At 65.4% G+C, this 14161-nt stretch carries 25 protein-coding genes; all 25 read right to left on the reverse strand.

All coding sequences use genetic code 11. From position 1 onward, the window contains the following. Window positions 1-281: 281 nt before the first annotated feature. The 25 genes from ACF66B_RS06290 to rpsJ all read right to left on the reverse strand — a co-directional run bounded on the left by ACF66B_RS06290 (window position 282) and on the right by rpsJ (window position 14113). A complete protein-coding gene (locus ACF66B_RS06290; RefSeq protein ID WP_111431852.1) occupies window positions 282-848 on the reverse strand; it encodes an adenylate kinase in 567 nt (188 codons plus the stop codon). Further along, a complete protein-coding gene (secY, locus tag ACF66B_RS06295; protein WP_111431853.1) occupies window positions 845-2209 on the reverse strand; it encodes a preprotein translocase subunit SecY in 1365 nt (454 codons plus the stop codon). The genes ACF66B_RS06290 and secY overlap by 4 nt, the downstream gene beginning before the upstream one ends. Window positions 2210-2323: 114 nt before the next feature. After that, entirely contained in the window at window positions 2324-2809 is a 486-nt protein-coding gene (gene rplO, locus ACF66B_RS06300; protein WP_111431854.1) for a 50S ribosomal protein L15, read from the reverse strand. Between the two features lie 155 nt (window positions 2810-2964). Next, window positions 2965-4161 (reverse strand): hypothetical protein, encoded by a 1197-nt coding sequence (locus tag ACF66B_RS06305; protein ID WP_111431855.1) that lies wholly within the window; start codon window positions 4159-4161, stop codon window positions 2965-2967. 213 nt (window positions 4162-4374) lie between these two features. After that, window positions 4375-4824, reverse strand: a complete 450-nt coding sequence (locus ACF66B_RS06310) for an SgcJ/EcaC family oxidoreductase (RefSeq protein WP_111431856.1) — start codon at window positions 4822-4824, stop codon at window positions 4375-4377. A gap of 228 nt (window positions 4825-5052) precedes the next feature. Next, window positions 5053-5241 carry a 50S ribosomal protein L30 gene (gene rpmD / locus ACF66B_RS06315; RefSeq protein WP_111431857.1) on the reverse strand — a complete coding sequence of 63 codons (189 nt, stop codon included), beginning with the start codon at window positions 5239-5241 and terminating at the stop codon, window positions 5053-5055. Between the two features lie 11 nt (window positions 5242-5252). Beyond that, window positions 5253-5822, reverse strand: coding sequence for a 30S ribosomal protein S5 (gene rpsE, locus ACF66B_RS06320; protein WP_111431858.1), 570 nt, complete (start codon window positions 5820-5822; stop codon window positions 5253-5255). Between the two features lie 12 nt (window positions 5823-5834). After that, the gene (gene rplR, locus ACF66B_RS06325; RefSeq protein WP_111431859.1) at window positions 5835-6194 is read right to left on the reverse strand and encodes a 50S ribosomal protein L18; all 360 of its coding nucleotides are present in this window, start codon (window positions 6192-6194) and stop codon (window positions 5835-5837) included. A gap of 11 nt (window positions 6195-6205) precedes the next feature. Further along, the gene (rplF, locus tag ACF66B_RS06330; RefSeq protein ID WP_111431860.1) at window positions 6206-6739 is read right to left on the reverse strand and encodes a 50S ribosomal protein L6; all 534 of its coding nucleotides are present in this window, start codon (window positions 6737-6739) and stop codon (window positions 6206-6208) included. Between the two features lie 10 nt (window positions 6740-6749). Next, complete coding sequence (rpsH, locus tag ACF66B_RS06335; protein ID WP_111431861.1) at window positions 6750-7148, reverse strand: 30S ribosomal protein S8; 399 nt, start codon at window positions 7146-7148, stop codon at window positions 6750-6752. A gap of 12 nt (window positions 7149-7160) precedes the next feature. After that, window positions 7161-7466: a 30S ribosomal protein S14 gene (rpsN, locus tag ACF66B_RS06340; protein ID WP_111431862.1), complete on the reverse strand. Its 306-nt coding sequence runs from the start codon at window positions 7464-7466 to the stop codon at window positions 7161-7163. 15 nt (window positions 7467-7481) lie between these two features. Further along, window positions 7482-8033, reverse strand: coding sequence for a 50S ribosomal protein L5 (gene rplE, locus ACF66B_RS06345; RefSeq protein WP_111431863.1), 552 nt, complete (start codon window positions 8031-8033; stop codon window positions 7482-7484). After that, window positions 8026-8340: a 50S ribosomal protein L24 gene (gene rplX, locus ACF66B_RS06350; protein ID WP_111431864.1), complete on the reverse strand. Its 315-nt coding sequence runs from the start codon at window positions 8338-8340 to the stop codon at window positions 8026-8028. Before rplX ends, rplE begins: the two co-directional genes overlap by 8 nt. After that, a complete protein-coding gene (rplN, locus tag ACF66B_RS06355; protein WP_111431865.1) occupies window positions 8340-8708 on the reverse strand; it encodes a 50S ribosomal protein L14 in 369 nt (122 codons plus the stop codon). The genes rplX and rplN overlap by 1 nt, the downstream gene beginning before the upstream one ends. An 81-nt stretch (window positions 8709-8789) precedes the next feature. Further along, window positions 8790-9035: a 30S ribosomal protein S17 gene (gene rpsQ, locus ACF66B_RS06360; protein ID WP_111431866.1), complete on the reverse strand. Its 246-nt coding sequence runs from the start codon at window positions 9033-9035 to the stop codon at window positions 8790-8792. Window positions 9036-9037: 2 nt separating this feature from the next. Continuing rightward, window positions 9038-9244 carry a 50S ribosomal protein L29 gene (gene rpmC / locus ACF66B_RS06365; RefSeq protein WP_111431867.1) on the reverse strand — a complete coding sequence of 69 codons (207 nt, stop codon included), beginning with the start codon at window positions 9242-9244 and terminating at the stop codon, window positions 9038-9040. A 95-nt stretch (window positions 9245-9339) separates the two neighbouring features. After that, window positions 9340-9753 (reverse strand): 50S ribosomal protein L16, encoded by a 414-nt coding sequence (rplP, locus tag ACF66B_RS06370; RefSeq protein ID WP_111431868.1) that lies wholly within the window; start codon window positions 9751-9753, stop codon window positions 9340-9342. A 26-nt stretch (window positions 9754-9779) separates the two neighbouring features. After that, the gene (gene rpsC / locus ACF66B_RS06375) at window positions 9780-10481 is read right to left on the reverse strand and encodes a 30S ribosomal protein S3 (RefSeq protein WP_111431869.1); all 702 of its coding nucleotides are present in this window, start codon (window positions 10479-10481) and stop codon (window positions 9780-9782) included. Beyond that, entirely contained in the window at window positions 10481-10864 is a 384-nt protein-coding gene (gene rplV, locus ACF66B_RS06380; protein ID WP_111431870.1) for a 50S ribosomal protein L22, read from the reverse strand. The genes rpsC and rplV overlap by 1 nt, the downstream gene beginning before the upstream one ends. A gap of 3 nt (window positions 10865-10867) precedes the next feature. Then, complete coding sequence (gene rpsS, locus ACF66B_RS06385; protein ID WP_111431871.1) at window positions 10868-11146, reverse strand: 30S ribosomal protein S19; 279 nt, start codon at window positions 11144-11146, stop codon at window positions 10868-10870. Between the two features lie 12 nt (window positions 11147-11158). After that, window positions 11159-11995, reverse strand: a complete 837-nt coding sequence (rplB, locus tag ACF66B_RS06390) for a 50S ribosomal protein L2 (RefSeq protein WP_111431872.1) — start codon at window positions 11993-11995, stop codon at window positions 11159-11161. Between the two features lie 153 nt (window positions 11996-12148). Continuing rightward, window positions 12149-12445, reverse strand: a complete 297-nt coding sequence (locus ACF66B_RS06395) for a 50S ribosomal protein L23 (protein WP_111431873.1) — start codon at window positions 12443-12445, stop codon at window positions 12149-12151. Beyond that, window positions 12442-13062, reverse strand: coding sequence for a 50S ribosomal protein L4 (rplD, locus tag ACF66B_RS06400; protein ID WP_111431874.1), 621 nt, complete (start codon window positions 13060-13062; stop codon window positions 12442-12444). The genes ACF66B_RS06395 and rplD overlap by 4 nt, the downstream gene beginning before the upstream one ends. Continuing rightward, entirely contained in the window at window positions 13059-13793 is a 735-nt protein-coding gene (rplC, locus tag ACF66B_RS06405; protein ID WP_111431875.1) for a 50S ribosomal protein L3, read from the reverse strand. The genes rplD and rplC overlap by 4 nt, the downstream gene beginning before the upstream one ends. 11 nt (window positions 13794-13804) lie before the next feature. Further along, the gene (rpsJ, locus tag ACF66B_RS06410; RefSeq protein ID WP_111431876.1) at window positions 13805-14113 is read right to left on the reverse strand and encodes a 30S ribosomal protein S10; all 309 of its coding nucleotides are present in this window, start codon (window positions 14111-14113) and stop codon (window positions 13805-13807) included. Window positions 14114-14161: the final 48 nt, after the last annotated feature.

A 14161-nucleotide genomic window follows, 5' to 3' on the forward strand; every position in this document is an offset into this window, starting at 1 on the left:
ATATGCCAATGCCCGCCGCCCTGCGGCAGGCTCCCGATACCCAACTCCCTGGGCCAGACATCCCGCGTCCCCGAGGTGAAATGTAGAGGGAACGACTCTCCTTCCGGAGAGAGCGCGGAGTATAGAAACCGTGAACCTGCCGTCAAGGGCGGATTTGCGCAAAGATGCAAGGCCGGAAACCGGGGTTCTTTCCCCCGAAAACGAGGCGACCCGGCCGGGGGCCGGGTCGCAGGAATGGTGTTGCACGGGCGGGAGCCAAAACGCGGGCTCCCGCGCGGCGGTCAGGCCAGGACGCCCGAGATCGCCGAGGTCACGTCGTCGATGCTCTTCGCCCCGTCGACCGTCCTGAGCTTCCCGGTGCCGCGGTAGTAGTCGATGAGCGGCGCCGTCTCGGCATGGTAGACCTTGAGGCGCTTCTTCAGCGTCTCGGCATTGTCGTCGGCGCGGGTGCCACCGGTTTCGGCGGCACGCTTCTCGATGCGGCCGACGAGAAGCTCGTCATCCACCTGCATCTCGACCACGGCATCGAGGGTCATGCCCTTCTCGGCGAGAAGCTTGTCGAGCGCCTCGGCCTGGGCCGTGGTGCGCGGAAAGCCGTCAAAGATCACCCCGTTCTTCGTGTCCGGCTGGTCAAGACGTTCCGAGACGACGCCGATGACGATGTCGTCGGACACGAGCTGGCCCGCCTCCATCACCGCCTTCGCCTTCAGTCCGACTTCCGATCCCGCGGCAACCGCCGCCCGGAGCATGTCTCCGGTGGAAAGCTGAATCAGTCCGTGATTTGCCACGAGGCGCAGTGCCTGCGTGCCCTTGCCGGCGCCCGGCGGGCCAAGCAGTATAATGTTCATCGCCGAGTTTTCCTCCGTCCCTTGTTTCCCCTGCCGCGTAGCTGCGACCTCTCGATCAGCCCCTCATACTGATGAGCAAGCAGATGTGACTGAATCTGCGTGATGGTGTCCATAGTTACCGACACGACGATCAGCAGGGAAGTGCCTCCAAAGTAGAATGGCACAGAAAGCTGGGAGATGAGCACCTCGGGGAGAAGACAGACGGCGGCGAGATAGGCCGAACCGATCACCAGGATGCGCGAGACGACGTAATCGAGATATTCGATCGTCTTCTGGCCCGGCCGGATGCCGGGAATGAACCCGCCCTGCTTCTTGAGGTTGTCGGCGACGTCGTCGGATTTGAACGCCACGTTCGCGGTATAGAAGTAGGCGAAGAACACGATCAGCGCGCCGAAGAAGAGGATGTGCAGCGGCTGGCCACGGCCCATGTATGCCGCGACATAGCTCAGGAAGCCGTTGCCGCCGCTGGCGGCCGCCCCCGAGAAGGTGGTGATCGTCGCAGGCAGGAGCAGCAGCGAGGAGGCGAAGATCGCCGGGATCACGCCGGCCGGGTTCACCTTGACCGGCAGATGCGAGCTCTCGCCGCCATAGACCTTCATGCCGACCTGGCGCTTGGGATACTGGATGTGGATCTTGCGGAGCGCGCGCTCCATGAAGACCACGAAGGCCACCACCAGCACCGCCATGATGATGACGCCGATGATGACGACCGGGCTCAGCGCCCCGGTGCGGCCCTGGGTGAAGAAGCGGGCCAGCGCGCCGGGGAAGTTCGCGACGATGCCGGTGAAGATGATGAGGGAGATGCCGTTGCCGATGCCGCGCGAGGTGATCTGCTCGCCGAGCCACATCAGGAACATGGTGCCGCCGACGAGCGTGATGACGACGCTGATGCGGAAGAACCAGCCCGGATCATGCGCCATGTTCTCCGCCTCGAGCCCGACCGCGAGCCCGTAGGCCTGGAAGGTGGCGAGGAAGACGGTGCCGTAGCGGGTATACTGGTTGATCTTCTTGCGGCCCGCCTCGCCCTCTTTCTTGAGCGCCATCAGGCTCGGCACCATCGAGGCCATGAGCTGGATGATGATCGAGGCCGAGATGTAGGGCATGATGCCGAGCGCGAAGATCGCCATCCGGCCGACCGCACCCCCGGTGAACATGTTGAGCATGCCCCCGATTCCGGCGCTCGCCTGATCGAAGAACGCAGCCAGTCGGGCGGCGTCGATCCCCGGAACGGGGATGTAGGTCCCCACCCGGTAGACAATGAGCAGGCCGATGGCGAAAAGGATGCGGTGCTGGAGATCCTTGGCCTTGCCGAAGGTGCCCCAGCTGAGGTTGGCGGCCATCTGTTCTGCTGCCGATGCCATGAAGGCCCTCCCAAAAGCTCGCCGCCGGGCTAGGGTCTCGGAATGGGTCCCCGCGGCACCGGCGGCGCAAAAAGTCGGCTATGACTTAGGCCGCCCGGCGGGCGACCACAAGTCTCATTCGGCGGGAGCTTCGGCTTTCGCGGGCGCAAGCGCCGTGAAGCTGCCACCGGCCTTCTCGATCGCCTCGACGGCCGCCTTGGAGGCGCCGGTGAGCGTGAGGTTGACCGAAGCGGTCAGTTCGCCCTTGGCGAGCAGGCGGATGCCGTCGCGCTTGCGGCGCACGAGGCCGCTCTGGATCAGCACATCCTCGTCGACCGGCGCGGTCGCGTCGATCTTGCCGGCGTCGATGAACTTCTGGAGCAGGCCCAGGTTGATCACCGCGTGGCGCTTGGCGTTGATGTTGTTGAAGCCGCGCTTCGGCAGGCGCTGGTAGAGCGGCATCTGGCCGCCCTCGTAGGCGTTGATCGCCACGCCCGAACGGGACTTCTGACCCTTGATGCCGCGGCCGCCGGTCTTGCCGAGGCCGGAGCCCGGGCCGCGGCCGACGCGCTTGCGGGATTTCGTTGCGCCGGGATTGTCGCGCAGTTCGTTCAGTTTCATGTCGCTTCTCCTCGAGCCGGACGCGCCCCGCCAGCGACGGAAATGGGACGGCCACGGCATGTCATGCGAATAGAGTACCGGCTCCCGGACCGGGAGCACCCGCGGCCTTTACACGGGCCGGGCGCGCGTTTCAAGGGGGGAGCGCATCCGGCGGGCTAACCGGCCGAGGTGCCGAAGAGAAAGACCGCGCCGGAGGTGAACGCGAGCGCGAGGAAGGCCCAGGACTTGCGCCTGTCTGCGGGGCGCTTGCGCGCGGCCTCCCAGGCCACGAGGCACTGCAGCATGTAGAAGAGCGCGAAGGCGCGGCTTGCGAGCGCGATCACGCCCGCGACCCGCGTTGCCGCAAGGAGGCCGACGCCGACCACGGCGATGAGGACATAGGCGTGGCGGGCATCGACCTTGCCATGGGTGAGCTCGCGGATAAGGCCGACATCGCCGATGCTGTCGGCGACGGAGGCGCTGAGCTGGCTGCCGGTGGCGGCCACCGTGAGCGCGAGGGGCAGGATCGCGGCCACGGCGGCCGAGACGGAGATGACGGCCGCCACGCCGTCGCCCTTCTGGAGCTCGGGAAAGAGCGGCGAGAGAAGCAGAAAGAAGACGATATAGACCACCGCCGAGATCGCCTGCGCATTGCGCATCGCCTGGATGCGGATCTCGGCGGGGAAGCTTGCGCCCATGAAGCGCGTGGTCTCGAAGCCCTGCACCACGATGAGGAGGCCGAGGAGCACCGGCAGCGTGCCGAGGCTCAGATGGCCCGGCGGCGGCAGGACGGAGGCCCCTTCCCGGAGGCGCGTGAGGCCGAAGACGGCGAGCGCCACGAGAAAGCCCGCGATGACCGAGAGGTTGAGGGCGGTGGCATAGCGCTCGACGGAGGCGACGCGCGCCGCCCCTCCGCTCCAGCCGAGCAGGCCGAGGCCCGCGACGAGCGCGATTGCGATGCCGTTGGCGAGCGCGCCGTTCTGCACCCCGGCGGCCTCGAGGAGGAAATGGCCGAGCAGGGAGAGATAATAGGCAACGGAGATGAAATAGGCGAAGACGAGCGCGAGATGGCTCAACTCCTCGAAGGAGGCGAGCAGGCGGTCATGGCCGCGGGCGAGCTCGGGCTCGACGACGCGGATGTTGTAGCGGATGGTCCAGCCGATGAGGGCTGCCACGCCGATCAGCAGCGCCATGGCGGGTGCGGCGAAACCGCCGAACTCGCGGGCGAGAAGCGGTGCGGAGACGAGAAAGCCGCTGCCGATGATCGAGGCGAGCGGCGTGACGGTGGCGCGCCAGAGCGGCGTGCGCGAAAAGGGCGAGAGCAGCAGGAAGGCAAGCCCCCCGGCTGCGGTCAGCAGAAATGCGAGTGTCATGCGCCCCCGTTAACCTGTTGCCGTGCCTTGCGCGCCTCTCAGGATCGCGGATGCGGCGCCCGGGGGCAAGAGCGGGCCGCGCCCCTGCCCCACCCGGCCCTGAGGCATGGGCGGGGACCGGAACACCAAACCGAGGACTTGGGGCGCGACCCCCTCAAGGGGGCCTTGGTGCCGCTTCAGGGGGCCGCGCAATCCGAAAGGGTCGTGGCGGGCCTAGCTGTCGCCGTTCCACATGTCCTGGGCCATGCGCCAGACGCCGTCGGCCTCCTTCTTCCAGATCACGAGGGCCTTGCCGCTCACCTCCATGGTGCTGCCGTCCTCGGTGGGCACGGTCACCGTCCAGGTGCCGGTCTCGATCATGGTGTCGTCGCTCGGCCGGTCCACCGCGATGAGCCCGAGCTTCAGATCCTTGACGCCGGCGTCCCAGCCGCCCTGCCAGTAGGCCGCGATCGCCTCGCGCCCCTCGACGACCGGAGCCCCGGGCGGCAGGAGGCGGGCATCCTCGGTGAAGACATCGGCCGCGGCCGCAGCGCCGTCGCCGGCGGCAAAGGCCGCCTCCCAGCGCGCCTGCGCCGCTTCCATCTCGCCCGTGTCGGCAAGGACCGGCGTGGCCGCCTGCAAGACGACGGCCGCGGCAAGGGCCGTCCGGCAGATCCTGTTCATGGTCTCTCCTCCCTGGCTGTGCCCGTGCGGCCGGACCGGCCACCGGGCCTCTGGCTCCCGGGGGGCCCTCTCCGGCTCACGAGCGGGCCCCACTGGGCCCGAGGAGCTTAGCGCAGAACCGGCCCTGCCGATACGCCTCCGGCCGGAAATTCCGGCCCTGAAAACGGCGAAACGCCCCGCGGTTTCCCGCGAGGCGCTCCGGATCTCTTCAGGCTGGACGCCTGCGGCTCAGCCGCGCTCTTCCACGATCTCGACGAGATGCGGGATCTTCGCAACCATGCCGCGCACCGAGGGCGTATCCTCGAGCTCGCGGGTGCGGTGCATCTTGTTGAGGCCGAGGCCGACCAGGACCTGGCGCTGGACGGCCGGACGGCGGATCGGCGAACCGATCTGCTTCACGACGATGGTCTTTGCCATGGGCTCGCTCCTCAAGCTTCCGCAGCGGCGTCAGCCGGCGCGTCGGAGGCCGTTTTCGGCAGGATGTCGGAGACCTTGCGGCCACGGCGCTGTGCCACCATGCGGGGGCTGGTTTCGCGCTTCAGGCCTTCGATGGTCGCCCGGATCATGTTGTAGGGGTTCTGCGACCCCAGAGACTTCGCGACCACGTCCTGCACGCCGAGCATCTCGAAGACGGCACGCATCGGGCCGCCCGCGATGATGCCGGTGCCGGCGGGAGCCGTGCGGAGCACGACCTTGCCTGCACCGTGGCGGCCATACATGTCGTGATGCAGCGTCCGGCCCTCGCGGAGCGGCACGCGGATCATCTGCCGCTTGGCCTGTTCGGTCGCCTTGCGGATCGCCTCGGGCACTTCGCGGGCCTTGCCCTTGCCGTAGCCGACGCGGCCCTTCTGGTCGCCCACGACCACGAGCGCGGCAAAGCCGAAGCGCTTGCCGCCCTTCACGGTCTTCGAAACGCGGTTGATCGCAACGAGGCGATCGGCGAATTCCGGGGTTTCGTCGCGGTCGCGGCGATCCCGGCGGTTGTCTTCTCTAGCCATTCCGGTACCCCCTTAGAATTTCAGTCCGCCCTCGCGGGCGGCATCCGCCAAGGCCTTGACCTTGCCGTGGAACAGGAAACCGCCGCGGTCGAAATAGACTTCCTCGACCCCGGCCGCCTTGGCGCGCGCCGCGATCTCGGCACCGACCTTGGCCGCCGCTTCCTTGTTGTTCTTGCCCACGAAGCCAAGATCCTTCTCGAGGGTCGAGGCGGCAACGATCGTCCGGCCCTGCGCATCGTCGATGAGCTGCACCGAGATGTTCTTCGAAGACCGATGGACGCTCAGCCGCGGGCGGCCGCCCGCAAGCTTGCGCAGTTTGTTCCGGGTGCGCAGACGGCGCTTCTGGAACAGGTCTCTCTTGCTGTTCGCCATGTCTAGCGCTCCTACTTCTTCTTGCCTTCCTTACGGAAGATGAACTCGCCCTTGTACTTGATCCCCTTGCCCTTGTAGGGCTCGGGCCGGCGCCATTCGCGGATATTCGCCGCCACCTGGCCGACGACCTGCTGGTCGTTGCCCTCGACGATGATCTCCGTGGGCTTCGGCGCGGTGATGGTGACACCATCGGGGATCGCGAAATCGACATCGTGGCTGTAGCCGAGCGCGAGCTTCAGGGTCTTGCCCTGAACCTGAGCACGATAGCCGACGCCGTTGATCTCGAGTTCCTTCTTGAAGCCCTGGGTCACACCGGCAACGAGGTTCGCGACCTGGGTCCGCGACATGCCCCACTGCTGGCGCGCCCGCTTGGACTTGCCGCGCGGATCGACCTTCACCGTGTCGCCGTCGATCGTGATGGTCACGTCGTCGGTTGCGGTGAAGGTGCGGGTGCCCTTCGGGCCCTTCACTTCGATGGTCTGGCCGGAGAGGGACGCGGTCACGCCCTTCGGCAGCTCGACCGGTTTCTTACCAATACGAGACATGCACCCCTCCTCAGAACACCATGCACAGGACTTCGCCGCCGACATTCGCGGAGCGGGCCTGTGCATCGGACATGACGCCCTTGGGCGTCGAGACGATCGCGACGCCGAGGCCCTGGCGGACCTGCGGCATTTCCTTGACGCTGGTGTAGACGCGGCGGCCGGGCGTGGAGACGCGGCGCAGTTCGCGGATCACCGATTCGCCGTCGAAATACTTGAGCGAGATCTCGATTTCACCGAGACCGCGCTCGTTCTTCACTTCCTCGTAGCCGCGGATGTAGCCTTCGGACTGCAGCACGTCGAGGACCCACTTGCGGATCTTCGAGGCGGGCGTGCGGACCGTGGACTTGCCGCGCATGGAGGCGTTGCGGATGCGGGCGAGCATATCGCCGATGGGATCATTCACTGACATGTGTCTCTCCCCTTACCAGCTCGACTTGACCATGCCGGGAACCTGGCCCTTGGAGGCGAGGTCGCGCAGCGCGATACGCGACATGCGCAGCTTGCGATAGTAGGCCTTCGGACGGCCGGTCACTTCGCACCGGTTGTGGAGCCGGGTGGGCGACGAATTGCGGGGAAGCTTCGCGAGCTTGAGGCGCGCCTTGAAACGCTCCTCCATCGGACGGCTTTCGTCCTTCGCGATTTCCTTCAGTTCCGCACGCTTCGCGGCGTATTTCTCGACGAGTGCCTCACGCTTCTTCTGGCGCTCGATCATGCTGACTTTTGCCATGTTTCTCTCCGCGCCTCAGGCCGTGAACGGCATGTTGAAATGCTTGAGCAGCGAGCGCGCCTCGGCGTCGGTCTTCGCCGTGGTGCAGATCACGATGTCCATGCCCCAGACCTGTTCGATCTTGTCGAAGTTGATCTCGGGGAACACGATGTGCTCCTTGAGGCCCATGGCGTAGTTGCCACGGCCGTCGAAGCTCTTCGGGTTCACGCCGCGGAAGTCGCGGACGCGGGGCATCGCAACCGTGATCAGACGATCGAGGAACTCGTACATCTGGTCGCGGCGCAGGGTGACCTTTACGCCGAGCGGCATCTCTTCACGCACCTTGAAGCCGGCGATCGACTTCTTGGCCTTGGTCACGATCGGCTTCTGGCCGGCGATCAGCGCGAGATCGGCTTCCGCCGCACGGATCTTCTTCGAGTCGGAAACGGCTTCGCCGACACCCATGTTCAGCACGATCTTGTCGAGCCGCGGGATCTGCATGTCGTTCTTGTAGCCGAACTCTTCCTTCAGCGCAGCGCGGATGTCGGAGACATACTGCTGCTGCAGGCGGGGCGTATACTCAGCCATTGATAACCTCCCCCGATTTCTTGGCGAAGCGAACCTTCTTGCCGTCCTCGATGCGGAAGCCCACGCGGGTGGCTTCACCGCTCTTCGGATCGACGAGCGCGAGGTTCGAGAGGTCGATCGGCATTTCCTTGGCGATACGGCCGCCCTGATGCGTCTGGCTCTGGCGCTGATGGCGCACGGCCACGTTGACGCCGGAGACGATCGCCTTGCCGTCCTTGGGCAGAACCTGGCTGATCTCGCCCTTCTTGCCCTTGTCCTTGCCGGCGAGAACGATCACGTTATCGCCCTTGCGGAGTTTTGCAGCCATTACAGCACCTCCGGCGCGAGCGAGATGATCTTCATGAAGTTCTTCGCGCGCAGTTCGCGAACCACCGGCCCGAAGATACGGGTGCCAAGCGGCTCGTTCTGGTTGTTGAGGATGACGGCGGCATTGCGGTCGAAGCGGATGGCGGTGCCATCTTCGCGGCGCACTTCCTTGGCGGTGCGCACGACGACGGCCTTGCGCACGTCGCCCTTCTTCACGCGGCCGCGCGGAATGGCTTCCTTGACCGACACCACGATGATGTCGCCGACGGAAGCGTATTTCCGCTTCGAGCCACCCAGGACCTTGATGCACTGAACCCGGCGGGCGCCGGAGTTGTCAGCGACATCCAGATTGGTCTGCATCTGGATCATAAGCTATCTCCCGACCTGCGAGGACACCCATCCCAATCCGGGCGCCCCGCGGTTTCGACTATGCTGGAAGGGCTTGATGGATCACGCCTCGGGGGCGGCGTCCACCAGGACCTCCCAACGCTTGTTCTTCGAGACCGGCGCGCATTCGATGATGCGAACGGAGTCGCCCACCTTGAAGCGGTTCTCGGCGTCATGCGCACGGTATTTCTTCGACTTACGGACGGTCTTCTTCAGCACCGGGTGCGTGAAGCGACGTTCGACCGAGACGGTCACCGTCTGCTCGTTCGTGTCGCTCGTCACGGTGCCTTGCAGGATGCGCTTGGGCATGTTTACGCCTCTCCCGCCGCGGCAGCGGCCTTTTCGTTCAGGATGGTCTTCACCCGCGCGGCTTCGCGGCGGACGGACTGCATGCGCGAGGTGTTCTCGAGCTGGCCGGTCGCCTGCTGGAAGCGCAGGTTGAAGGATTCTTTCTTCAGCTTCGCGAGTTCATCACGCAGCTGGTCGGGCGTCTTGTCCCGAAGCTCGGCCGGTTTCATGGCCCTATTCCCTTCATCAGAAGCTACCGAGGCACGCCCCGGCGCTGTTCCAAATCAAAAAGAGCAATAGCCCCGAACCGAGCCGGGGCCATTCCTCACCAGTCTTCGCGTGTGACAAAGCGACACTTGACCGGCAGCTTCATCGCTGCCAAGCGGAGCGCTTCCTTTGCCACATCTTCGGCAACGCCGTCAATCTCAAACATGATACGGCCCGGCTTGACCTTGGCCGCCCAGTATTCGACGGAACCCTTGCCCTTACCCATACGGACTTCGGTGGGCTTCTTCGACACCGGAACGTCGGGGAAGATCCGGATCCAGACCCGGCCCTGACGCTTCATGTGACGGGTGAGCGCCCGGCGGGCTGCCTCGATCTGACGCGCAGTGATACGCTCGGGCTCGACCGCCTTCAGACCGTAATGGCCGAAGTTGAGGTCCGAACCGCCCTTCGCGAGGCCATGGATCCGGCCCTTGTGCTGCTTGCGGAATTTCGTGCGCTTAGGTGAAAGCATTCTCTCTCTCCCGAGGGGTCAGTGCGTCAGCGGCCACGCTGCGGACGCATGCCCCCTTCCTGAAGTTCCGCCTGGCGCCGATCGCGGGCCTGAGGATCATGTTCCATGATCTCGCCCTTGAAGATCCAGACCTTGATCCCGATGATGCCGTAGGCCGTCTTGGCCTCCGCGAGCGCGTAATCGATGTCGGCGCGCAGCGTGTGCAGCGGCACGCGGCCTTCACGATACCACTCGGTCCGGGCGATTTCCGCGCCGCCGAGACGGCCGGCCACGTTGATCCGGATGCCGAGCGCACCCATGCGCATGGCGTTCTGCACCGCGCGCTTCATGGCGCGGCGGAAGGACACGCGGCGCTCGAGCTGCTGGGCCACGTTCTCGGCAACGAGCGCGGCGTCGATCTCGGGCTTGCGGACCTCGACGATGTTGAGGTGCAGCTCGGAATCGGTCAGCTTCGAGAGCTTCTTGCGCAGCACCTCGATATCCGCGCCCTTCTTGCCGATGATGACACCGGGACGGGCAGCGTGGATCGTGACGCGGCACTTCTTGTGCGGACGCTCGATGACGACGCGGCTGACGCCGGCCTGAGCGCAGTTCTTCTTCACGAAGTCGCGGACGGCGAGGTCTTCATGGAGAAGCTTGCCGTATTCCGCACCGTCGGCGAACCAGCGGCTGTCCCAGGTGCGGTTGACCTGCAGGCGCAGGCCGATGGGGTTGATCTTCTGACCCATTAGATCTGCTCCTCTTCGACCTGACGCACCTTGATCGTGACCTGGCTGAACGGCTTCATGATCTTGCCGAACCGGCCGCGGGCGCGCGGACGGCCGCGCTTCATCACGAGGTTCTTGCCGACCCAGGCTTCGGCGACGACGAGCTCGTCGACATCGAGGCCGTGGTTGTTCTCGGCGTTCGCGATCGCGGACTGCAGGGTCTTCTTCACGTCCTCGGCGATGCGGCGCTTGGAGAAGGTGAGATCGGCAAGCGCCTTCTCGACCGGCTTGTTGCGGATCATCGCGGCGACGAGGTTCAGCTTCTGCGGGCTCGTGCGCAGCATGCGGCTCACGGCGATCGCTTCATTGTCCGCGACGCGGCGGGGGTTCTTTTCCTTGCCCATGTCTTACTTCCGCTTCGCTTTCTTGTCGGCCGCATGCCCGTAGTAGGTACGGGTCGGGCTGTATTCGCCGAACTTCTGACCGATCATATCCTCGGAGACGTTCACCGGGATGTGCTTCTTGCCGTTGTAGACGCCGAAGGTCAGCCCCACGAACTGGGGCAGAATGGTCGAACGGCGCGACCAGATCTTGATGACTTCGTTGCGGCCCGATTCCCGAACCTTCTCGGCCTTTTTCAGGACGTAGGAATCGACGAAGGGGCCTTTCCAGACAGAACGTGCCATGTGTGAGGCTCCTTACCGCTTCTTCTTCTGGTGACGCGACCGCAGGATGAACTTGTCGGTCGTCTTGTTCGAACGCGTACGGGCGCCCTTGGTCGGCTTGCCCCACGGGGTGACCGGGTGGCGGCCGCCGGAGGTCCGACCCTCACCACCACCATGGGGGTGGTCGATCGGGTTCATGACGACGCCGCGGACGCTCGGGCGGATGCCCTTGAGGCGGTTGCGGCCGGCCTTGCCGAAGTTCTGGTTCGAGTTGTCGGGGTTCGAGACCGCGCCAACGGTGGCCATGCATTCCTGGCGCACGATGCGGAGCTCGCCCGAGGAGAGACGGACCTGCGCGTAACCGCCGTCACGGCCGACGAACTGCGCATAGGTGCCGGCGGCGCGCGCGATCTGGCCGCCCTTGCCCGGCTTCATCTCGATGTTGTGGACGATCGTGCCGATGGGCATGGCCGAGAACGGCATCGCGTTGCCCGGCTTGATGTCGGCCTTGGCACCCGAGATCACGTTGTCGCCCACCGCGAGCCGCTGGGGCGCGAGGATGTAGGCCTGCTCGCCGTCCGCATACCCGATGAGCGCGATGAACGCGGTCCGGTTCGGGTCGTATTCGATGCGGATCACCTTCGCCGGCACGTCGAACTTGCGCCGCTTGAAATCCACGATGCGATAGAGCCGCTTCACGCCGCCGCCACGGCGGCGCATGGTGATCCGTCCGGTGTTGTTCCGGCCGCCCTTCGACGAAAGCCCCTCGGTGAGGGACTTCACGGGGCGGCCTTTCCAAAGCTCGGAACGGTCGATCAGAACCAGCCCGCGCTGGCCCGGCGTCGTCGGCTTGTACGATTTTAACGCCATGTCTTGCTGTCTTCCGTTGCTAGTTTCCCCTTGCGGGGGTCGATTTAAACTCGCTCGCCGCCCGGGGGGCGGCGAAGAACGCGACTCGGTTTTCCGAGGGGTGGGGCCCTATAGCAGAGCCCCGCTCCGAAGACCAGTGAGAAGGCCCGGAAATCAAAGACCGGTGGTCACGTCGATGGTGTTGCCCTCGACGAGCGTCACATAGGCCTTCTTCACGTCGCGCCGACGGCCGGGACGGCCGCGGAACTTCTTCACCTTGCCTTTGGTGAGGACGGTGTTGATCGCCTTCACCTTGACATTGAACAGCGTCTCGACCGCCTGCTTGATCTGCGGCTTCGTCGCGTCGATGCTCACCTCGAAGACGACGGCACCAGCCTCGGAGGCCATGGTGGCCTTCTCGGTGATGATCGGCTTGCGGATGACGTCGTAGAGATCCGGATTCACGCTCATTTCAGTCGCGCCTCCAGCGCTTCCACAGCGGCCCGGGTCAGCACGAGTTTGTCGCGGCGCAGGATGTCATAGACATTCGCACCGATGCTCGGCAGCACGTCGAGCCCGTCGATGTTGCGAGCGGCGCGGGCGAACTCCTCGTTCACCTGGGCGCCGTCGATGATCAGGACCTTCTTCCAGCCGAGATCGCCGATGGTCTTCGCAAGAACGCGGGTCTTGGCTTCCGCGATCTCCGCCGTCTCGATCACGACCAGATCCCCTGCCCCGGCCTTGGCCGAGAGCGCGTGACGCAGACCGAGCGCCCGGAACTTCTTGGTCAGGTCATGGGCGTGGCTGCGCGGGGTCGGCCCCTTGTAGGTGCCGCCCTTGCGGAAGATCGGCGCCTTGCGCGAGCCGTGGCGAGCGCCGCCCGTGCCCTTCTGGCGATAGATCTTCTTCGTCGAGTAGCTGACGTCGGAACGGCCCAGCACCGAATGCGTGCCCTGCTGGCGCTTTGCGAGCTGCCAGCGGACGACGCGGTGCAGGATGTCCGCGCGGGGCTCAAGCCCGAAGACGGACTCGTCGAGCTCGATCGACCCCGCCGGGCTCGCGTCCAGCTTGATCACATCCATCTTCATTCTTCAGCGCCTCCTTCGGGGGCTTCCACAGGCGCCTCGGCCGGAGCTTCCTGCGCAGCGGCACGGATCGCGGCCGGCATCGGAAGATCCTTGGGCGCAGCCTTCTTCACCGCGTCCTTGATGGTGACCCAGCCGCCCTTGGAGCCGGGCACGGCGCCCTTCACCATGATGAGGCCGCGCTCGGCATCGGTGCGGACGACCTCAAGGTTCTGGGTCGTGACGCGCACGGCCCCCATGTGGCCGGCCATCTTCTTGCCCTTGAACACCTTGCCGGGGTCCTGGCACTGGCCGGTCGAACCGTGGGAGCGGTGGCTGATCGACACGCCGTGCGAGGCGCGCAGACCGCCGAAGTTGTGCCGCTTCATGCTGCCCGCAAAGCCCTTACCGATCGAGGTGCCGGCAATGTCGACGAACTGGCCGGACACGTAGTGGTCCGCCGTGATCTCGGCACCGACCTCGATGAGGTTTTCGGGGCTCACGCGGAACTCGGCGAGCTTCCGCTTCGGTTCGACCTGGGCCTTCGCGAAATGACCGCGCATGGCCTGGCTCGTCCGCTTCGCCTTCGCGGAGCCCGCACCGAGCTGAACGGCCGAATAGCCATCCTTCTCGGCCGTGCGCTGCGCGACGACCTGAACATTTTCCATCTGCAGGACGGTGACGGGAACCTGCCGACCATCCTCCAGGAACAGCCGGGTCATACCCAGCTTCTTGGCTAGAACTCCGGAACGCATATCTCGCAACCTCAGAGCTTGATTTCCACGTCGACGCCCGCCGCCAGGTCGAGCTTCATGAGCGCGTCCACGGTCTGGGGGGTCGGATCGACGATGTCGAGGAGCCGCTTGTGCGTGCGGATCTCGAACTGTTCACGGCTTTTCTTGTCCACGTGGGGACCACGCAGAACGGTGAATTTCTCGATCTTGTTCGGCAGCGGGATCGGACCGCGCACCCGCGCGCCGGTACGCTTGGCCGTATTCACAATCTCGGCCGTGCTCGCGTCGAGCACCCGGTAATCGAAGGCCTTCAGCCGGATGCGGATATTCTGACCTTGCATGTCTGGCGCCTCTTGGGCTCATGGGTTGAAACAGCGCAGCCGGGACAT

Source organism: Amaricoccus sp. B4 (genome assembly GCF_043226085.1).
GTDB lineage: Bacteria > Pseudomonadota > Alphaproteobacteria > Rhodobacterales > Rhodobacteraceae > Amaricoccus.